The sequence below is a fragment of the Streptomyces tatrensis genome (genome assembly GCF_049310065.1).
In the GTDB taxonomy this organism is placed as follows: Bacteria; Actinomycetota; Actinomycetes; order Streptomycetales; family Streptomycetaceae; genus Streptomyces.
This window is the reverse complement of the sequence record NZ_JBMDLB010000007.1, coordinates 293539-312771: the sequence shown is the minus strand read 5'-3', so window position 1 is coordinate 312771 and position 19233 is coordinate 293539. Positions and strand designations below refer to the sequence as shown.

The window sequence follows — 19233 nt, the reverse complement described above, 5'->3', positions numbered from 1 at the left end:
AAGAGGGCTCGTACGGAGTAGGGGAAGGGCGCTTCAGACCGTGACGTCGGCGACGGCCGTCACGTTGGCGAAGAACGCGGCGAGGTTCGCGACCGTCCGCTGGATCTTTTCCTCCAGGGTGAGCGACTCGTGGAGCCGCGCGCCCGGGCCCGCGTCCTTCTTGCCCCGTACGTAGAGCGAGCAGGCGAGGTCTCCGCAGATGTAGGCGCCCACGGAGTTGCCCTGCTGCCCGGCCTTGCCCGCCTTCGGCGCGACCATCAGGGAAACGCCCCCGGTGTGGGTGGTCAGGCACAGCGAGCACATGCTGCGCCGCGCCTGGGAGGGGGCGGTGGTGGAGGTGCGCAGCGCGAGGGCGACCGTGCGGCCGGCCAGCTCGGTGACGAGGTAGGCGCGCTCGGGGGCCTTGGGATCCCACCAGCCGAGGAAGTCCAAGTCGTCCCAAGGCCGTTCGGCCAGATCGCGGGGTACGGACAGGCGCTTGGCTTCGCCCTTGGTGCAGTTCACGAAGGCGGTACGGATCTCTTGCTCGGTCAACGGCTTCATGAGCGGCAGGCTAATTTGCCTAAAGGTTTTAGGCAAATACATAATGGCTATCGCCAGCTAGGAGGCACATGATGGTTCGAGCAGGACTGACCACGGAGCGGCTGACCAGGGCCGGCGCGGAGCTCGCCGACGAGGTCGGCTTCGAGCAGGTGACCGTCTCGGCGCTCGCCCGGCGGTTCGACGTCAAGGTGGCGAGCCTCTACTCGCACCTCAAGAACTCCCAGGACCTCAAGACCCGGATCGCCCTGTTCGCGCTGGAGGAACTGGCCGACCGGGTCGCGGCGGCCCTCGCCGGGCGGGCCGGCAAGGACGCCCTGGCCGCCTTCGCGGACGCCTACCGGGACTACGCCCGGCAGCACCCCGGCCGCTACGACGCCGCCCGGCTCCGGCTCGACCCCGAGACGGCGGCCGCCAGTGCGGGCGTCCGGCACGCCCAGATGACCCGGGCGATCCTGCGCGGCTACGACCTGACGGAACCGGACCAGACGCACGCGGTCCGGATGCTCGGCAGCGTCTTCCACGGCTACGTCAGCCTGGAGCTGGGCGGCGGCTTCAGCCACACCGCCGTGGATCCGCAGGAGTCCTGGAACTGGATCGTGGACTCGCTCGACGCGATGCTGCGCAAGCCCGTGAGTCCGTGACCCCGTAAGCCCGTAAGCCCGTAAGCCCGTTGGCCTGCCACCCCGTAGGCCCGTCGCCCCGTAACCCCGAAATCCAGTGGTCCCCGCCCCCGATCATCACGAGGCTGAGGCGATGACCACCGACCACGACTGGATCACCACGCCCGTCACCGCGGACCTCCTGCGCGGCGCCCTCGACGCGGAGCGCACCGCGCACGGCCTGCTGGCCCACCGGCTGCCCGCCCGGGCCCGCCCGCAGATCCCCGACGACCAACTGGCCACGGCCGAGGTCCGCCCGTCCGGCGTGCGCCTGGTCTTCCGTACGCGGGCCACCGTCATCGAGCTGGACGCCCTGCCCACCAAGAGGGCCGACCGCGGCTTCCCCGCCCCGCCGGACGGCGCGTACGACCTCGTGATCGACGGCGTGCTCACGGCCCGGGCCACGGTGCCCGGGGGCAGGGTCCGCACCCTCGACCTGGCCACCCAGGCCGTCGAAGTCGAAGAAGGGCCGCCCGGCACCGCCCGCTTCGCGGATCTGCCCGCGCGGGACAAGGGCGTCGAGATCTGGCTCCCGCACACCGAGATCACCGAACTGATCGCCCTGCGCACCGACGCCCCCGTCATGCCGGCGGCGGAGAGCGGGCGCAGGGTGTGGCTGCACCACGGCAGCTCCATCAGCCAAGGCTCGAACGCGGACCGCCCGACCGGCACCTGGCCGTCGCTGGCCGCGGCGCAGGGGGCGGTGGACCTGGTCAACATGGGATTCTCCGGCAGCGCCCTGCTGGACCCCTTCACCGCCCGCGCGATGCGCGACACCCCCGCCGACCTGATCAGCGTCAAGATCGGCATCAACATCGTCAACCTGGACGTGATGCGGCTGCGCGCCTTCGCTCCCGCGGTCCACGGCTTCCTCGACACCCTCCGCGAGGGCCATCCGACCACGCGGCTCCTGGTCGTGTCGCCCCTCCTGTGTCCGATCCAGGAGGACACCCCCGGCCCCGTCACCACAGACTTCAGCACCGGGACCCTGCGGTTCAAGGCCCTGGGCGATCCCGCCGAGCGGGCCGCCGGGCGCCTGACGCTCACCATCGTCCGCGACGCGCTGGCCGGGATCGTCGCGCAGCGGGCGGCCGAAGACCCGCACCTGCACTACCTCGACGGCCGCGACCTCTACGGCGTCTCGGACCATGCCGAGCTGCCGCTGCCGGACGACCTGCACCCCGACCCCGCGGGCCACGTGCGCATCGCCGAGAACTTCGCGCGTCACGCCTTCGCCGCCGGGGGCCCCTTCGCCCCCGCGGGGCCCCGCCGGACTCGCCGCCGACGCGGCCCCGCGCCACAATGACGGCACGCCCGCCCGGTGCCCAGCCGCCTCTCCGGCCCGGCATTTTGCATGAACATGCATCGTGCCGCATACTCATCCCATGTCAAAGGTTCTCACCTCCCTGCCCACCGGCGAGCGCGTCGGTATCGCCTTCTCCGGCGGCCTCGACACCTCCGTCGCCGTCGCCTGGATGCGCGACAAGGGTGCCGTCCCCTGCACCTACACCGCCGACATCGGCCAGTACGACGAGCCCGACATCGCGTCGGTGCCGACGCGCGCCACGGCGTACGGCGCCGAGATCGCGCGTCTGGTCGACTGCCGTGCGGCGCTCGTGGAGGAGGGCCTGGCGGCTCTCGCCTGCGGCGCGTTCCACATCCGCTCGGGCGGTCGCGCCTACTTCAACACGACGCCCCTGGGCCGCGCCGTGACCGGCACCCTGCTGGTCCGCGCGATGCTCGAGGACAACGTGCAGATCTGGGGCGACGGGTCGACCTTCAAGGGCAATGACATCGAGCGGTTCTACCGCTACGGCCTGCTCGCCAACCCGCACCTGCGCATCTACAAGCCGTGGCTCGACGCCGACTTCGTCACCGAGCTCGGTGGCCGCAAGGAGATGTCGGAGTGGCTGCTCGCCCACGAGCTGCCCTACCGCGACAGCACCGAGAAGGCCTACTCCACCGACGCCAACATCTGGGGTGCCACCCACGAGGCGAAGACCCTGGAGCACCTGGACACCGGTGTCGAGACCGTGGACCCGATCATGGGCGTCCGGTTCTGGGACCCCGAGGTCGAGATCGCCACCGAGGACGTGGCCATCGGCTTCGAGCAGGGCCGTCCGGTCACGATCAACGGCAAGGAGTTCTCCTCCGCCGTCGACCTGGTCATGGAGGCGAACGCCATCGGCGGCCGCCACGGCCTGGGCATGTCGGACCAGATCGAGAACCGCATCATCGAGGCGAAGAGCCGCGGCATCTACGAGGCTCCGGGCCTGGCCCTGCTGCACGTCGCGTACGAGCGCCTCGTGAACGCGATCCACAACGAGGACACCGTCGCCCAGTACCACAACGAGGGCCGGCGCCTCGGCCGCCTCATGTACGAGGGCCGCTGGCTGGACCCGCAGGCGCTGATGATCCGCGAGTCCCTGCAGCGCTGGGTGGGTACGGCGATCACCGGCGAGGTGACGCTGCGACTGCGGCGCGGCGAGGACTACTCGATCCTGAACACCACGGGCCCGGCGTTCAGCTACCACCCGGACAAGCTCTCCATGGAGCGCACCGAGGACTCGGCGTTCGGCCCGGTGGACCGCATCGGCCAGCTCACCATGCGCAACCTCGACATCGCCGACTCCCGCGCGAAGCTGGAGCAGTACGCCGGCCTCGGCATCGTCGGCACGACCCACCCCGCCCTGATCGGCGCCGTCGAGGCGCCGGGCTCCGGCCTGATCGGCGCCATGCCCGAGGGCGGCGCCGAGGCGATCGCCTCGCGCGGCGAGGTCTCCGGCGACGACGAGCTGCTGGACCGCGCCGCGATGGAGTTCGGCACCGACTAGTCGCTGCCGGCGGCAGGACGTGAAACGCCGCCCGCGGTCCCCTCGGGGACTGCGGGCGGCGTTGTCTTCGGTGGGGCGACGGCGCCCCCGCGGACCCGGCGCACCTCGCCACGGGAGTCCAGGAGCCGGAGATCGCGGTGGATGGTCATCGCGCTGACGTCCAGTTCGCGGACGAGCCGTTCGAGGGAGACGTACCCCTCGCGGCATGCCGCCTCGACGATGTGGCGCTGCCGGGAAGCGGCGGTCAGCTTCCCCGTGGCCAGACTGATCCGGCCCACGCGATCGCTCGCGGCCGTCTCCCCGGAGTCTCGTCGGCTGCTCATCCCGTGCGCGTCCTTCCGTACACATGTATGGACCAGATGTAGACCAAAACTAGACCACTGTGAAGATGTGGAACTTGGCCGAAAGTCCCGTGCTTTCAGGCCTGTGGACCGGACCGGCCCGAACGGGACTCATCCTTCTGGTCCATTTCTGGTACGGGAACGGACCGGCCGCGGTGAATACTGAAGGGGTGAATCAGCCTCTCGACCTGCGGCCCGTCCTCCGGGACGGGTCGCGGCCCGTCCACGTGCAGGCGCGCGACGCGATCGCCGCCGCCCTCGCCGCCGGCGCCCTCGCGCCCGGCACGCGACTGCCCTCCGAGCGTCACCTCTGCGAGCGCCTCGGCGTCAGCCGGGTCACGCTCCGCAAGGCGCTGCACGCGCTGCAGGAGGAGGGCCGGGTCGGGTCGGCGGAACGGGCGGGCTGGCATGTGGCCGGCGCGGCCGGGGCCGGGCCCGCCCCGGCCTTCGAGCACACTTCGGAGCTGATCGGCGGGCTCAAGGAGTACGGCCGCCGGCTCGGGTTCGCCCCGACCGCGCGCGTGCTCGCCGCCAGGCTGCGCCCGGCGGCCTTCGAGGAGGCGGACACCCTCCAGGTGCTGCCCGGCGCGGAGATCCTCGAGCTCGACCGGGTACGGCTCTTCGACGACGCGGTCATGTGCCACTCCGTCACCCTCGTCCCGGCCGAGCGCGCTCCGGGCATCGGCGAGGCCGACTACACCACCGCTTCGCTGTACACCGAGCTCACCGCACGCGGCATCGTCCCCACCCGGGCGAGCTACGCCGTCCACTCCGCCCTCGTCCCGCCGGACGAGGTCCCCCTGCTCGACCTGCCCGAGGGGTCTCCCGTCCTGCACATCGAGCAGCTCACCTACGACCAGCTCGGCCGCCCCTGCGAGTACAACCGCGTCGTCTACCGCGCCGACCGCTACCGCTTCCACACCGTCCTGGCGGTCTCTCCCGGGCGGGACTGAGCGCCGGTCAGGCCGCCGCCGAGCGCCGTACGTGCAGGTGGCCGTCGAGCGGGAAGGCGGGCGGCGCGGCCGGCAGGATCCCTTCGAACCCGTAGCCGGCCTTCTCCGCGACCCGGCAGGACGCCGGGTTGTCGACCTGGTGGAGGAGTTCGAGCCGTTCCAGGCCCTGGGTCCGGAAGGCGTCGAGGGACCAGGCGGTGACGGCCTCCAGGGCGCGGGGGGCCACTCCCTGTCCACGGGCCGAGGCCGAAGTCCAGTACCCGACCTCGGCGGAGGCCTTGCCGGGGGAGAGCTCCTTCAGCACCACGCTGCCCACCAGCCGCTCCTGCGCCACTCCGGGCGCGGCTTCCAGCACGGCGAAGCCGAGGCGTTCACCCGCCGCCCACCCCTGCTCCTGGTCCCGCACCCACCGCAGCCCCTCCTCCTCGCTCGCCAGCCAGGAACCCCAACGGCGCAGCACGGGGTCCCGGTGGATCTCGACGAGCGCGGCGACGTCAGCCGCCCGCCAGGGACGAAGGGCGAGGGCGGGAGCGGTGGCCGTCGGGGCGGCGGTGAGCGTGATGTGAGGTGGCACGGTCGACTCCTATAGGGCTTCGGGAGAAGGCCGGATGGCGCCCGGGGTGGGGTCCTTGGTCCCTGGTGGGGGATCAAGCCGGCCGTAGTTTGGAGGAAAGGGAAGTCTGATCGATTTCGAGGGAGAGGCGAGAGCGATGACCGAGGTGCACTGGGAGGTCGGTCCGTACCGGATGACGGTGTCGCTGCCGGAGACGGACGCGCCGTGGGCGGTCGAGGGTATGAAGGGGTTGATGGGGATCCGCCCCATGTTCCAGGGGCGGGGCCCCGAGCCCCGGCCGCTCCCCGAAGTCGAGACCGGGATCAACCCCCTGCTGCTGGGCGCGCTCGGCAAGGGATTCTGACGGCGTCCTGGCAGGATCGCGGCATGGAACGCGTACTGGGAATCGGTGGATACTTCATGCGGGCCGCGGACCCGGCGGCCCTGGGCGCGTGGTACCGGGACTGCCTGGGTCTGGACTCCGACGAGCACGGCCTGTGGCGTCAGGGAGCCGGACCGACGGTGTTCGCACCGTTCGAGTCCGGGACCGACTACTTCGGTTCCCCCGCCCAGCAGACCATGCTCAACTTCCGGGTCCGCGACCTGGACGCGATGCTCGCGCAGCTGCGCGCGAAGGGCGCGGACGTGGCACCCGAGACCCAGGACATGGACGGCGTCGGCCGGTTCGGCTGGGTCACGGACCCGGAGGGCAACCGGATCGAGCTCTGGCAGCCCGCCTGATCGGGTCCTCGACCGAACCGGACCGGTCAGCTGCCATGCCGTCGACCGAGCAGACGACCCTGCTCCTGTTTCAGGCCCGCGAACCGGCGCCGCGCGTACGCGGCCAGCTCCTCGCTGGGGAAGGGCACCACGGACAGGTGCTGGTCGTAACTGCCCTGCTCCCACCGGGCGGCCGTGATCTCGTAGCCGGAAACGTGTGCGCACAGCTGAAGCAGGATCGGCGGCATCTCCGGTTCGCTCAGGAGGTCGGCGTGCTTGATGACGAGGTCGCGCATGGCCTGGATGTTCGGGAGGAAGACGGTCCTGATCCACAGCCGCCACTCGGCGAGTTCCTCGTCGGAAGGCGGTATCTCGTGTGCGAAGGGCGACCTGCCGTCCGGACGGGCGTTGCGCTCCATGAAGGCGCCGAAGACGCGGCTGTTGGCTTCCGTGAGAGCGAACAGCGGTCCGTAGAAATCGCTGAGCTGCCGGTTCAGACGGGCAAGGCGTTCTTGGCGCTGCGCCAGACGCAAGCCGTTGAGATAGGTAACCACATAGCCGACGAATGCCAGGGCGATGGTGATGACTGCTGTGATCATGAGAGGTGATGCTAATGAGCATCACCTCTCTTTGGTCAGGTGTTCGCGGCCACGGCCTCGCGGGCGGCTGTTTCCGGCGCAGCGGCCTGCGCGGGCGTCGGAGGCGGGGGCGGCTGGGTGGTGTACACGGCCTCCGGCGGGAGGTGGCGTTCCAGGCGGGTCAGGGCGAGTGCCGCGCCGAGCGCGGCGACGGTCAGGAAGGCCCAGGGCAGGCGGCCGTCGAGGGCGAGCAGGCCCGTGAAGAGGGACGGGGCCAGCGCGGAGGCCAGGGAGTAGGACAGCTGGTAGGTGGCGAGGTAGCGGCCGCGTACGGCCTCGGGCGCGGCCGAGACCGACAGGGCGCCGCCCGAGGGGCTGTGGACCAGCTCGCCGACCGTGTAGACCACCACGATGACCAGCAGCGCGACCAGCGTCGCGGTCTGTCCGGGCCGGACCGTGCCGAGCACGATCTGCCCCGCGAAGGCGGCGGCGAAGAGCAGAGCCCCGAGGGCCGCGGAGCGGGTGCGGCGGGCTCCGGAGCGGCGGACCCGGCTCGCGATCAGGACGCCGATCCCCGCGCAGAGGGCGGTGTTGACGGTGAAGGCCGCACCGGTGAGGGAGTCCGGTCCGTGCAGCCAGGTGGTGATGTAGAGCGGGAAGAGGACGGACAGGGCCGAGTACCCGAGCGCGGTCAGGAAGTTGGCGGCGGTCAGGCCCAGGAAGGGCCGGTCGGCGAGCACCATCCGGTAGCCCGCGGGCGGACGCTTGGCCGAGCCGGGCGCGGCGCCCGTGCCGAGCTCGCCGTTCGCGTGGTCCCGTACCGGCTTCACGCGGGTGACGAGCAGTCCGGCGAGCGCGAAGGCGACCGCGTTGCCCCAGGCGGTGTAGGTGAACCCGTCCGTGCCCCACAGGGCCAGTACACCGGAGACGACCAGGGCGCCGGCGCCCATGCCCGCGTTCTGCAGGGCGCGGATGGAGGCCTGGAGCCGGTCGCGGGCGCCGCCCCGGGCCACTTCCCCGATGAGGGACTGCTGGACGATGGAGAAGGACCGGTCGGCGAGGGCCGTGACCAGTGCGACGGCGGCGAAGGCGGGCAGTGATCCGGCGAACGGATAGAGGCCGAAGCCCAGTGCCCGGATTGCGTAGAGCAGCAGGTTGACCTTCCTGGCCCCGAACCGGTCGACGGCCGAGCCGGCGAGCGGCATGACCGCGAGGCCGGCCAGGCCGGTCACCGTCAGCACGATGCCGACGAGGGCGAAGGAGAGGCCGGTGACGTGGTGGAAGAAGACGAGCGAGAAGGGGATGTACATCCCGATTCCGATCGCGCTGATTCCCACCCCGAGGAGCAGCGAGCGCTCGCCCGCCACCCGTTCCTCGCGCATGCCTTTGACCACGTCGAACTCTCCCCCGAAATGGATTGACGGGAAGTAGCTTAGCGCTAAGCGGCTTAGCGTCAAGGAGTTTTCTTGTGGGTGTGGATGCGGATGCGGGTGCAGGCGGAAGCGGAGGCCGAGGCCTACTGTCTGTCCTCCGCGCGGCCCTCCCCGCCGAGGTTCCACGCCTCGACGTCGCGGTAGTGGATCGGCCCCGGGCCGCGGCCGATGTTGCTGCCGACCAGGTGCAAACGCTCGGTCCGCCAGCGGCGGCCGGCGAACGCGGCGAGTCCGGCCGCGGCCTCCACGGCCGAGGTGGCGTCGTTCCGGCGGGCCCGAGCCAGCGTCAGATGGGGGCGCAACGGCCGGTCTTCGAAGGGGATTCCGCACTCCTTGACCACGTCGCGCACGTCGGCCGCGAGCCGGTGCAGCCCGTCGAGGTCCCCGTCGATCCCGCTCCAGAGCACCCGTTCGGCGAAGTGGCCGCCCCCGCGCAGGGTCAGGCGTACGGGACTGCGCGCCGCCGCGAGCTCCGCGAGCGGCGGCCGCAGGAGGGGGACGGCCTCGACCGGCAGCTCACCGAGGAACGCCAGGGTGATGTGCCAGTCCTCGATGCGGTTCCACCGCATGTGGGGGTACGCGGCATAGGCGGGCCCCAGCTCGCGCGCGAGTTCCTCCTTCGCGTCGTCGGGCGGGGCGAGGGCGACGAACACGCGAACGGTCGCGGGCCGGGTCTGTTCGGTCTCGTCCATCGTGATCAGGCGTAGTCCGCCGTGTTGTGCACGTCGCCGAACCGGGGAAAGATCCGCTCCACGGCGAACTCGTGCTCGTCGGCGGCGAAACCGGACATGGCGTCGGCGACGAACTCCAGCTCGTAGCCGTGGTCGCTCGCGGCCCGCGCCGTGGACTCGACCCCCATCGTGGTGACCAGACCGCCGAGCACCAGCGTGTCCACGCCCAGGCCGCGCAACCGGTCGTCCAGGCCGGTGCCGTGGAAGGCCCCCACGGTGTTCTTGACGATCAGGACGTCGCCCGGCCGCTCCAGCCCGTCGGCGAAGCCGCTGCCCGGCGGCTGCTCCGGGACCCCCGGCCGGTCCACTCGGACGAGCACCACCGGGCGCCCGTCGGCCCTGAAGGCCTCGGCCAGCCGGAGGCAGCGGGCCAGTACCTCCGCACCGGAGTGAGGGGCGACCGGCAGGTCGATGATGCGGGGCATCAGGTCGATGAGGATCAGCGCGGAGGTCACGGGAACGATCATAGGACAGGGGCGTACGGGCGCCGGGGCCTGGCGCAAGGCCCTACGGCGTGCTCGCGAAGGAGCGGCGGTAGGAGCGGGGCGGAACTCCCCTGCGCCGCACGAACTGTTCGCGCAGGACCGCCGCGCTGCCGTAGCCGACCCGGCGGGCGATCTCCTCGACGGGCAGGTCCGTGCTCTCCAGGAGTTCCTCGGCGCTGCTCAGCCGCAGGTTCCGCAGCCAGGCGTGCGGGGTCGTACCGGTCGCGGCGGTGAAGCGGCGGGCGAAGGAGCGCTTGCTCATCACGGCGCGTCGGGCCAACTCCGTGACGGGGAGCGGCTCGTGGAGGTGGTCGCGGGCCCAGGCGAGCACCTCGGAGAGCCGCTCGTCCCGGCAGTCCTCGGGGACGGGCGTCGCGAGGTACTGGGCCTGCCCGCCGTCCCGGTGCGAGGGCAGCACCATGTCCCGGGCGACGGCATTGGCCATCGCGGCCCCGTGCTCCCGCCTCAGCAGGTGCAGGCACAGGTCGAAGCCGGCGGCGGCCCCCGCGCCCGTGACGATCCTGCCTTCGTCGATGTACAGGGCGTCCGGTTCGACGGCCACGTCCGGATGCCGGTGGGCCAGCAGTTCGGCGAACCGCCAGTGCGTGGTGGCCCGCAGTCCGTCGAGCAGCCCGGCCTCGGCGAGTGCGAACGTACCGACGCAGTGGGCCGCGAGCAGGGCGCCGCCCCCGTGCGCGGCCGCCAGCGCGTCGAGGACCGCCGGACCGGGCGGCGTACGGAAACCGGCCCCCGGCAGGGCGATCACCAGATCGGCGCCCGCCAGCCGGTCGAGGCCGTGCTCGATCGCGAGCGGCACGCCGAAGTCGGTGGGGACCGGCCCGGGCCGCTCGGCGCACAGGGCGAAGTCGAAGCCGGGCACCCCCTGCCCGTGGGGGCCGAAGACCTCGGTGACGATCCCGACGGCGAGCATGCCGACACCGGGCGGGACGTACGCGGCGACGGTCTGGAAAGGAGGCACGGGGGCAGTCTGCCACCGTGGCGGGCACCGTGGCACGAATCCTGCGATCACTGGCAGGTGTGCCACTCGTGCGTCCCCCGTCGCCGCGGAAGGATTACAGCCATGACGAACACGACGAAGAACAACACGGCGAAGAACAACACGGCGAAGAACAACACGGCGAAGAACAACGCGGTCACCGCACAGGACCTCCGCACCGACGCTCCGATCGGCCGCAGCGCCGTCTACAAGGTCCTGACCACCGGCTACGTCGGCTCCACGGGCCCCGGCGTCGCCGCCACCGTCTCCTACGTATCCGATGCCGGCCGGCACTTCATCTTCGACCCGGGCATGGTGGCGAGCCACGCGGACATCCTCGGCCCGCTCGCGGAACTGGGCCTCGGCCCCGAGGACATCACCGATGTGGTGCTCAGCCACCACCACCCGGACAACACCATGAACGTGGGCCTGTTCGGCCGGGCGCGGGTGCACGACCACAAGGTGGAGTACCAGGGCGACCAGTGGACGAACCGGGACGCCGAGGGCTACGAACTCACCCCCTCCCTGCGCCTGATCCGTACGCCGGGACACAGCCACGAGGACATCACCCTGCTGGCCGGAACGGACTCGGGCGTGGTGGCCTTCGCGGGCGACCTGTGGTGGCACGCGCAGGGCCCCGCCGACGACCCGGTCGCGCCGGACCGCGAGGTGCTGCGCGCCTCCCGGCTGCGGGTGATCGCCGCGGCGGACCTGATCGTGCCCGGTCACGGAGGCCCGTTCGCCGCCGATGGAGCCGTGCCGCTCTAGGCGATCCCTCCCGGATCGCGCCGGTGGCTGCGGTTTTGCGTCAACTCTCAGCTCATTTAGGTGAGTTGCTGCCGCCCTGACCTATCTTCCATGGGGCATACCGGTTCGCCCCAGGAGGTCAGATTGCAGTCCAGGCGCTTCCTCGCCTTACCCCGCGCGCTGCGCCGGTCCAGGCTGCTCATAGCCTTCGGCCTCGGCGCGCTGCTGATCGGCTTCACGCCGTGGCTCGGGGTCGCGAGCCCCACGCCCACCCCCGGGCCGGCCGGCGGGCAGGCGGCGCAGCAGTCGCCCCACCACGGCATCGCGCCGGCGAACGCCATGGAGCCGACGGCCCCCGTCCTCGCCCGGACCGGATGGACGGCCGCGGCGAGCGACGAGGAGACGGCCGGCGAGAACGGCCGTGCGGCCAACGTCCTCGACGGCGACACCGGCACCCTGTGGCACAGCAAGTGGTCGGGCACCGCGGCCCCCTTGCCGCACAGCATCACCATCGACATGCACCGTACGGCGGTCGTCTCGGCGCTCGTCTACACCCCCCGCACCAACGGGGCCAACGGGCGCGTCGGCGAGTACACCCTCAGCGTCAGCACGGACGGAGCGAGCTGGCCGGCCCCGGTCGCCAGTGGCACGCTCGCTGACGACGGCAGCGCCAAAACACTCGGATTCGCCCCGCAGGGGGCCCGGTTCGTGCGGCTCACGGCGCTCACCGAGGCCGGCGGCCGCGGCCCGTGGACGTCCGCCGCCGAGATCAACCTGCTGGGCGACCCCGGCACCCCGGAGGCCACCGTGGACCTCGCCCGGACCGGATGGACGGCCGCGGCGAGCGACGAGGAGACGCTCCGGGAGAACGGCCGCGCCGCTCATGTCCTCGACGGCGACACCAACACCCTCTGGCACAGCAGGTGGTCGGGCACCGCGGCGCCCCTGCCGCACAGCATCACCATCGACATGCACCGCACGGCCGCGGTCTCCGCACTCGTCTACCACCCCCGCACGAACGGCCCCAACGGCCGGGCGGGCGCCTACACCGTCACCACCAGCACCGACGGAGCCGCCTTCGGGGCACCCGTGGCCGCGGGCACCTGGCGCGACGACGACACCGTCAAGACCGCCACCTTCACCCGTACCGCGAACGCCCGGTTCGTACGGCTCACCGTGACCACCGAGGCCGGCGCCCGCGGCCCGTGGACCTCCGCCGCCGAGATCCGCCTGAGCGGGCCGGCGAGCCCCGCCGTCCACGGATCCTGGGGCCGGATCACCGGATTCCCCCTGGTCCCCGTGGCCACGGCCGTGCTGCCCGGCGACAAACTGCTGGCCTGGTCCGCGTACGCGGTGGACCGCTTCGGCGGCAGCAACGGCTACACCCAGACCGCGATCCTCGACCTGAAGACGGGCAAGGTCACCCAGCGCCGCATCGACAACACCGGCCACGACATGTTCTGCCCCGGCATAGCCATGCTGGCCGACGGCCGCGTGCTGGTCACCGGGGGCAGCAACGCGGAGAAGGCCAGCATCTACGACCCCGCCACCGACGACTGGTCCGCCGCCGGGAACATGAACATCCCCCGCGGCTACCAGTCCATGACGCTGCTCTCCACCGGCGAGGCCTTCGTCCTGGGCGGATCCTGGAGCGGCCCCGCGGGGGACAAGGCCGGTGAGGCCTGGTCGCCGGAGACCGGCACCTGGCGCGGACTCCCGGGCGTCCCCGCGCTCGGGGCGTCCACGGCCGACCCGGCCGGACCTTACCGCGCCGACAACCACATGTGGCTGCACGCCACTTCGGGCGGCAAGGTGCTGCAGCTGGGCCCGAGCAAGCAGATGAACTGGATCTCGACCACCGGTACGGGCAGCATCACCCCTGCCGGCACCCGGGCCGACAGCGCCGACGCCATGACGGGCAACGCCGTGGCCTACGACATCGGCAAGCTCCTCACCCTGGGCGGCTCGCCCGCCTACCAGAACACCCCCGCCACCCGCCGCGCCTACACCGTGAGCATCGCGGGCAGCCAGGTGGAGACCGCCCGTACCGGAGACATGGAGTACGCCAGGGCCTTCGCCAACAGCGTGGTCCTGCCCGACGGCAAGGTGATCGTCTTCGGCGGACAGAGCTACCCGGTGCCGTTCAGCGACGCCACCTCGGTGCTGACCCCCGAACTGTGGGACCCCTCGACGGGCGTCTTCACCCCGCTCGCCACCATGGCCGTCCCGCGCAACTACCACAGCGTGGCCAACCTGTTGCCGGACGGGCGGGTCTTCTCCGGAGGCGGGGGCCTGTGCGGTGACTGCGCCACCAACCACGCCGACGGGGCGGTCTTCACGCCGCCGTACCTCCTCAACCCGGACGGATCGCCGAAGCCGCGCCCCGAGATCACGGGCAACGTCCCCTCCAGGACGGCCCCCGGCACCTCGCTGACCCTCTCCACCTCCACCCCGGCGGCATCCTTCGTCCTGATGCGGGCCGCGGCCGCGACCCACTCCACCGACAACGACCAGCGCCGGGTCCCCCTGACCTCCACGGCCACGGGAACGGGCACCTACACGGTGTCCCTGCCCGCCGACCCGGGCGTGGTCCTGCCAGGGACCTACATGCTCTTCGCCCTCGACGCCCAGGGAGTACCGAGCACGGCCCGGTTCCTCACCGTCTCCTGACGCGCGTACGGTGTCCCGCCGGCCGGAGCTCCACCGCTCCGGCCGGCCGGGCGGCCGGTCCCGGCCCCGGTCCCGGCCCCGGTCTCAGCTCAGCGGTGCTTCCTGCTTCGGCCGTGCCGTGCGGTCGCGCCGGGGGAGCAGGAGCGGGGTCGCCATGGCCAGGACGCCGGCCGTCGCGAGGGCGGTGCGGGGGTCGGTGAAGGCGGCCAGCAGGCCCCACAGGGCGGTCAGCGCGGCGATGGAGGCCTTGCTGGTGACCGACCACGCGGACAGGACGCGGGCCACCCGGTCCGGCGGGGTCAGAGCGAGCCGGCGGGTGGCGAACACCGGGTTGAACACGCCCATGCAGGTGATCAGCCCGAACTCGACGGCCATGACCAGGACGAGCCCGCCGGTCCCGGAGTGGACGAAGGCCAGCCAGGGCAGCCAGCACGCCCGCAGCACGCCGGCGGTGATCATGACCCGGTGCTGCCCGAACCGCTCGACCAGCCGCGGGGCCAGCCGGGAGCCGAGCAGGCCGCCGGCGCAGGGCACGGCGAAGGCGAGTCCGTACTGCCAGGGCGTGAACCCGAGCGGGCCGAGCATGAGGACGGCGAGCAGCGGCGCGGTCGCCATGATCAGGCCGTTGACCAGGATCGTGTTGGCGAAGAGCGGGCGCAGCTCGGGGTCGGCCAGGATGTAGCGCCAGCCTTCGAAGAGGTCGCGGAAGCGCAGCCGCGCCGGGGCTCCGGCAGGCGCTGCGGGGCGTGGCTCCTCACCGCCGATCGCGCGGATCCCCGCCGCCGAGAGCAGGTAGCTCACCGCGTTGCCCACGACGGTCATCACCGGACCGAACACGGTGATTGCCACCCCGCCGAGCGGGGGCCCGAGCATGGTGGCGGTCCAGGTGGTGGACTCGAACCGGCCGTTCGCGACGAGCAGGTCGTCCGGCCGGACGAGGGCCTTCAGGCAAGCCCCGCCGGCCGCCGTGAAGGCGATGTCCGCCGCGCCGACGACGACCGAGACGACCAGGAGCTGGGTGATCCCGAGCCGGCCGAACGCGAAGGCCGCGGGCACGCTCATCAGCGCCGCGAACCGGATCAGGTCCATCGCGATCATCACCGGCCGCTTGCGGCGGAACTCGATCCACGGCCCGAGCGGCAGCGCCACCACCGCGGCGACCGCGGGCCCGGCGGCCGCCAGCGCCGACACCTCGGCCGGCCCGGCGTGCAGGACGAAGATCGCGATCAGGGCGAAGGCGTCGAAGGCGAGCCAGGTGCCGAGGGTGCTGACCGCGTACGCCGCCCAGAGCCACCTGAACTGCCGCCCCAGCGACCGCCCGGTCCTCGCGATCGATGTGATCGACGCGATCGACGTGATCCGCATGATCGCCGCAGCCCCCGCTCTCTCCCGCACACGATGTCGCGAACAAGCGTACGAATCTACTCGTGTCGACCGGAGCAATCAAAGCGAGCGGCACACCACCGGGTCAAACCACGCCCCCGGCACCGCTCCGGCCCGGCACCCGCGCGGTGCGGGGCCGGGCCGGAGCGTCTGCGGGCGGCTCAGGGGGCGAGGAGGTAGGCGTTCGTGATCGTCTCCCGCACGGTGTTGCCCGCCTTGTCCCTGAGGTCCACCTGGAACGACACGGCCTTGGCCGACGCTGGATGCTTCACGGTCACCCACCGCGCGCCCTTCGGGTCCTCCGCCACCGCGAGGAGGCTCCAGGTCTTGCCCCCGTTGTAGGAGACCCGGACCGTCAGCGTGGCGACCTGCCCTTCCGCGGCGGCCGCCCCGCCCAGCAGCAGCGGCACCTTCAGCGCACCGCCCGCCGGCGCCGTCCCCCTCAGACTCAGCTTCGGCGCGAGCCGCACCGTGGACAGCGGCAGCGTCACACGCTCGTCCGCGCCCGCCGGGCGGGCCGAGGTGAAGGTCCAGCTCGCCCGTACCTTCGTGCTGGTGGCGGTGTCCTTGGCGGACCGGGTCGCCTCCTTGGTCAAGCGGTACACGGCGGAGCCGGCCGGGACCTTGGCGCTGATCCAGCCGCCCGGATCGGACTCCGCGAGGACCCGGCCGCCGGACTCCAGCCGGGTGAAGCCCCCGGTGAAGGCGGAATGGCCCTCGTGACCTCCGCCGTCGTTGAACAACCCCACATTGGCGTCCAGGTAATCGCCGGTACGCCAGCCGCCCTGGTCCTCACCGGCCTCCAGGTCGGGTCCGACCACGCCGGTGTTGAAGTTCAGCGTGTAGCGCTTGCCCGGCAGGTAGGACGCCTGGTTCTGCGCGTAGATGATCCGCCCTTCGCCCTTGGAGTCGACCTGCGCGGCGACCCAGTCCCAGCGCACCCCGGCGGTGCTGACGTACTGCGTGCTCGCCAGCGGCAGGCTCTGCTCGGACGGGTCCGTGATGCCGGAGGTGTAACCGTCGGCGGCGGTCGGCGTCGCGTGGATCAGGCCCTTGGCGCCGGTGACCGACGCGCCGAAGCCGAGCTTGACCTCGGCGACGTCCGCCCGGGTGAGCTTGCGGTCGAGCCCGTCGAACCAGGTGCCCTTGCGGTTGAAGGCCAGCCGGTAGTCGACGTTCTTGCCCGGCGCCCCCGGCGTCTTCCACAGGCCGTTGTACTGCGCGCTCAGGGTGGTCCCCTTCGGGCCCAGGTGCTGGGTGAGGATCCGTGTGGTGCCGTCGGTGGCCCACATGTCACCCACCATCGCGGCCTCGTCGTAGAACCCGGCGTACGCGCTCACCAGCTTCGCCGACGGATCCGGCGGGGTGACGGCGAACGGCTTGGCCTTGCGGGAGTCGAAGGTGACCGTGCTCTTCTCGGTGACCTTCAGCACCGGCTGGACGAAGAAGCCCAGGGTGGAACCCGGGCCCCAGACGACGCCTTCCAGCAGGTAGTCGCCCTTGGGCAGCCGCTGGACGACGGTGCCGCTCGGGTCGTACGGGACCTCGAGGCGGGCGTCCATGCCCTCGCCGAGCTTCGTCACCGTGGTGTAGTACGTCGGCGGGCTCGCACCGTTGACGTCCAGGTGCTTCAGCGTGATGTCGTAGGACTCCACCTCGCGGTCGACCACGAGACCGGTGCGCACGTGCTGCCCGCCCCCCGAGGCCAGCACGGTGCCGCCGAAGGCGCCGTCGACGCTGCCCTTGCGGGTGTCCGCCGTGACGGCGGTCTTCGCGGTGCCCCCGGCGGGGACGGTCAACTGCGCGTCCTTGACGGTGAACATCCCGGCCGGGGCCGGGCGGCCGGACTGGTCCGTGCCGGACGTGCTCAGCTTGAGCGTGACGGGCTCGGTGCCGTGGTTGCGGTAGGTGAGGGTCTTGGTGACCGGCTTGTCGTCGGCGTGCGGCCAGGAGTGCGTGCCGAAGGCGAGGGAGCCGGGCACGGAGGTGACGACGGCCTTGACGGCCCGTGCCAGGTCTACGCGGCCCGCACCCTGCTGGTAGGAGTTGAGCGCGGGATTGGGCTTGGCCGAGCCGGTCAGCAGCGCTTTGATCCGGGCCGGGCTCCAGTCCGGGTGCTGCTGGCGGACCAGGGCCGCGGCGCCCGCGACGTGCGGGGTGGCCATGGAGGTGCCCGACATGCCGACGTAGCCGTCCGCGGGCCCGGGGTCCGGGCTCTGCGTGGTGTGGGCGGCGGTGATGTCCACGCCCGGGGCGGTGATGTCCGGCTTGGCCGCCCCGTCGGCGCTCGGGCCACGGCTGGAGAAGTCCGCGAGCTGGTCCTGCTTGTCCACCGCGCCGACCGTGAGCGCCGCGGGGGCGCTGCCGGGGGTGCGCAGCGTCCCGGCCCTGGGGCCCTCGTTCCCCGCGGCCACCACGAACAGCGCCTTGCCGGAGAGCTGGGCGACCGCTTCCTCCATGGGGTCGACGCCGGGCTCGTCGGGGGAGCCCAGGCTCATGTTGACCACCGTCGCACCCTGGTCCACGGCCCACTGCATGCCGCTGATGATGCCGGAGGAGTCGCCGTAGCCGTCGTCGCCCAGGACCTTGGCGTCCAGGAGCTGCACGCCGGGCGCCACTCCCTTGTACCGGCCGCCCGACCGCGCACCCGTTCCGGCGATGGTGGAGGCCACGTGGGTGCCGTGCCCGTACCGGTCCGCGGAGTCGGGCGAGCTGCTGAAGTTCCGCTGCGCCGTCTCGACGCCCTTGAGGTCGGGGTGGGTCTCGTCGACCCCCGTGTCCAGGACGGCCACCTTGACGCCCTTGCCGGTGTAGCCCGCCTGGTACATGGCGGGCGCGCCTATCTGGGCCACGCTCTTGTCCAGACTGGCGCTGACCTTGGCGTCCAGCCACAGGTGGGCCACGGGCGGCACCGGGACGGCGCCCGCCACGCGGGCGCCCGTCCGGCCGGTGACCGCCGCCCACAGGGCCGCGGCATCGGCCTTCGGCGCGTTGAACGCCTCGCCCGCCACCGCGGGCAGCGGGCGGCGGTCGCGCGCGACCCCGGCGAGCGTGTCGCCCGAGGCGCCGAAGGTCTGGGCCCCGGAGGCGTCCCGCCGGTAGCCGGCGATCAGCGGCAGCGCACTGCGGTGCGCGTCGTCGTACCCGTCCTCGACCAGCCGGGCCACGTCGAACAGCCGCCGGTCCAGGACCCCGTCGGCGACCAGGCGCAGCGCGTCCTGCGGGACGGCGTACGTGTGCGCGCCCTCGCGCCGCACCGAGAAGGCCGTCCCCTCACGGCCCGCGCCCCGGACGAGCCGTTCGACGCTGCCGTCGCCCTTGACGACGACCCGGTCGCCGGTGATCAGGGTCACCGTCGCCGACGGCTTCACGTCCGCCTTCGGCCGGCCCTTCGCCGAAGCCCCCGTACCGTCCGGCGCCGGCTGGGCACCGGCCGATGCGGTCCCCGCGATCAGTGTCCCGGTCACCGCGGCGGCGAGCACCACCGTCCTGGCCTTCCTTGCGAATCCCACCCGTGTTCCCCCGTGTTCGTGTGCATGCCGATCGTGTCGGCTACCACGCGACCCGGGGCCAGTTCGGTTCTGCGCGGGCTGCGACAAATCCGGA

Annotated in this window: 18 protein-coding genes; 8 read left to right on the top strand and 10 right to left on the bottom strand. The window is 72.2% G+C overall.

What is annotated here, in order from left to right:
* Positions 1 to 33: 33 nt before the first annotated feature.
* Positions 34 to 543, bottom strand: a complete 510-nt coding sequence (locus ACODT5_RS05170) for an FBP domain-containing protein (RefSeq protein WP_422517996.1) — start codon at positions 541 to 543, stop codon at positions 34 to 36.
* Positions 544 to 614: 71 nt separating this feature from the next.
* Here ACODT5_RS05170 and ACODT5_RS05165 point away from each other — a divergent pair, with 71 nt between their 5' ends.
* From ACODT5_RS05165 to argG, 3 genes are all read left to right on the top strand, one after another.
* On the top strand, positions 615 to 1184 hold the full coding sequence (locus ACODT5_RS05165; protein WP_422519557.1) for a TetR/AcrR family transcriptional regulator: 570 nt from the start codon (positions 615 to 617) through the stop codon (positions 1182 to 1184).
* A gap of 112 nt (positions 1185 to 1296) precedes the next feature.
* The gene (locus tag ACODT5_RS05160; RefSeq protein WP_422517995.1) at positions 1297 to 2508 is read left to right on the top strand and encodes a GDSL-type esterase/lipase family protein; all 1212 of its coding nucleotides are present in this window, start codon (positions 1297 to 1299) and stop codon (positions 2506 to 2508) included.
* A 79-nt stretch (positions 2509 to 2587) separates the two neighbouring features.
* The gene (gene argG / locus ACODT5_RS05155; protein ID WP_422517994.1) at positions 2588 to 4036 is read left to right on the top strand and encodes an argininosuccinate synthase; all 1449 of its coding nucleotides are present in this window, start codon (positions 2588 to 2590) and stop codon (positions 4034 to 4036) included.
* Here argG and ACODT5_RS05150 read toward each other — a convergent pair.
* Complete coding sequence (locus tag ACODT5_RS05150; RefSeq protein WP_422517993.1) at positions 4033 to 4359, bottom strand: DeoR family transcriptional regulator; 327 nt, start codon at positions 4357 to 4359, stop codon at positions 4033 to 4035. The genes argG and ACODT5_RS05150 overlap by 4 nt on opposite strands.
* A gap of 188 nt (positions 4360 to 4547) precedes the next feature.
* On the opposite strand from ACODT5_RS05150, the gene ACODT5_RS05145 reads away from it, so the two are divergent.
* Positions 4548 to 5330, top strand: a complete 783-nt coding sequence (locus tag ACODT5_RS05145) for a GntR family transcriptional regulator (protein WP_422517992.1) — start codon at positions 4548 to 4550, stop codon at positions 5328 to 5330.
* A gap of 7 nt (positions 5331 to 5337) precedes the next feature.
* Here the strand turns inward: ACODT5_RS05145 and ACODT5_RS05140 are convergent, their stop codons facing one another.
* On the bottom strand, positions 5338 to 5904 hold the full coding sequence (locus tag ACODT5_RS05140; protein ID WP_422517991.1) for a GNAT family N-acetyltransferase: 567 nt from the start codon (positions 5902 to 5904) through the stop codon (positions 5338 to 5340).
* A gap of 136 nt (positions 5905 to 6040) precedes the next feature.
* Between ACODT5_RS05140 and ACODT5_RS05135 the strand changes: the two genes are divergently transcribed.
* Complete coding sequence (locus ACODT5_RS05135) at positions 6041 to 6247, top strand: hypothetical protein (protein WP_422517990.1); 207 nt, start codon at positions 6041 to 6043, stop codon at positions 6245 to 6247.
* Between the two features lie 23 nt (positions 6248 to 6270).
* Complete coding sequence (locus tag ACODT5_RS05130; RefSeq protein WP_388498573.1) at positions 6271 to 6624, top strand: VOC family protein; 354 nt, start codon at positions 6271 to 6273, stop codon at positions 6622 to 6624.
* A gap of 26 nt (positions 6625 to 6650) precedes the next feature.
* Here ACODT5_RS05130 and ACODT5_RS05125 read toward each other — a convergent pair whose 3' ends face one another.
* The 5 genes from ACODT5_RS05125 to ACODT5_RS05105 all read right to left on the bottom strand — a co-directional run bounded on the left by ACODT5_RS05125 (position 6651) and on the right by ACODT5_RS05105 (position 10761).
* The gene (locus ACODT5_RS05125) at positions 6651 to 7202 is read right to left on the bottom strand and encodes a hypothetical protein (RefSeq protein WP_422517989.1); all 552 of its coding nucleotides are present in this window, start codon (positions 7200 to 7202) and stop codon (positions 6651 to 6653) included.
* Between the two features lie 35 nt (positions 7203 to 7237).
* Positions 7238 to 8575, bottom strand: coding sequence for an MFS transporter (locus tag ACODT5_RS05120; RefSeq protein ID WP_422517988.1), 1338 nt, complete (start codon positions 8573 to 8575; stop codon positions 7238 to 7240).
* 122 nt (positions 8576 to 8697) lie between these two features.
* Positions 8698 to 9306 (bottom strand): RNA 2',3'-cyclic phosphodiesterase, encoded by a 609-nt coding sequence (thpR, locus tag ACODT5_RS05115; protein ID WP_422517987.1) that lies wholly within the window; start codon positions 9304 to 9306, stop codon positions 8698 to 8700.
* 5 nt (positions 9307 to 9311) lie between these two features.
* A complete protein-coding gene (locus ACODT5_RS05110; protein WP_422517986.1) occupies positions 9312 to 9800 on the bottom strand; it encodes an isochorismatase family protein in 489 nt (162 codons plus the stop codon).
* Between the two features lie 52 nt (positions 9801 to 9852).
* Positions 9853 to 10761 (bottom strand): GlxA family transcriptional regulator, encoded by a 909-nt coding sequence (locus tag ACODT5_RS05105; protein WP_422519556.1) that lies wholly within the window; start codon positions 10759 to 10761, stop codon positions 9853 to 9855.
* 150 nt (positions 10762 to 10911) lie between these two features.
* On the opposite strand from ACODT5_RS05105, the gene ACODT5_RS05100 reads away from it, so the two are divergent.
* Together ACODT5_RS05100 and ACODT5_RS05095 are read left to right on the top strand one after the other, a co-directional pair.
* The gene (locus ACODT5_RS05100) at positions 10912 to 11595 is read left to right on the top strand and encodes an MBL fold metallo-hydrolase (RefSeq protein ID WP_422517985.1); all 684 of its coding nucleotides are present in this window, start codon (positions 10912 to 10914) and stop codon (positions 11593 to 11595) included.
* Positions 11596 to 11718: 123 nt separating this feature from the next.
* Positions 11719 to 14244 carry a galactose oxidase family protein gene (locus ACODT5_RS05095; RefSeq protein ID WP_422517984.1) on the top strand — a complete coding sequence of 842 codons (2526 nt, stop codon included), beginning with the start codon at positions 11719 to 11721 and terminating at the stop codon, positions 14242 to 14244.
* An 84-nt stretch (positions 14245 to 14328) separates the two neighbouring features.
* Here the strand turns inward: ACODT5_RS05095 and ACODT5_RS05090 are convergent, their stop codons facing one another.
* Both ACODT5_RS05090 and ACODT5_RS05085 read right to left on the bottom strand, forming a co-directional pair.
* Positions 14329 to 15609, bottom strand: coding sequence for an MFS transporter (locus ACODT5_RS05090; RefSeq protein ID WP_422517983.1), 1281 nt, complete (start codon positions 15607 to 15609; stop codon positions 14329 to 14331).
* Between the two features lie 179 nt (positions 15610 to 15788).
* Entirely contained in the window at positions 15789 to 19139 is a 3351-nt protein-coding gene (locus tag ACODT5_RS05085; protein ID WP_422517982.1) for a S8 family peptidase, read from the bottom strand.
* Positions 19140 to 19233: the final 94 nt, after the last annotated feature.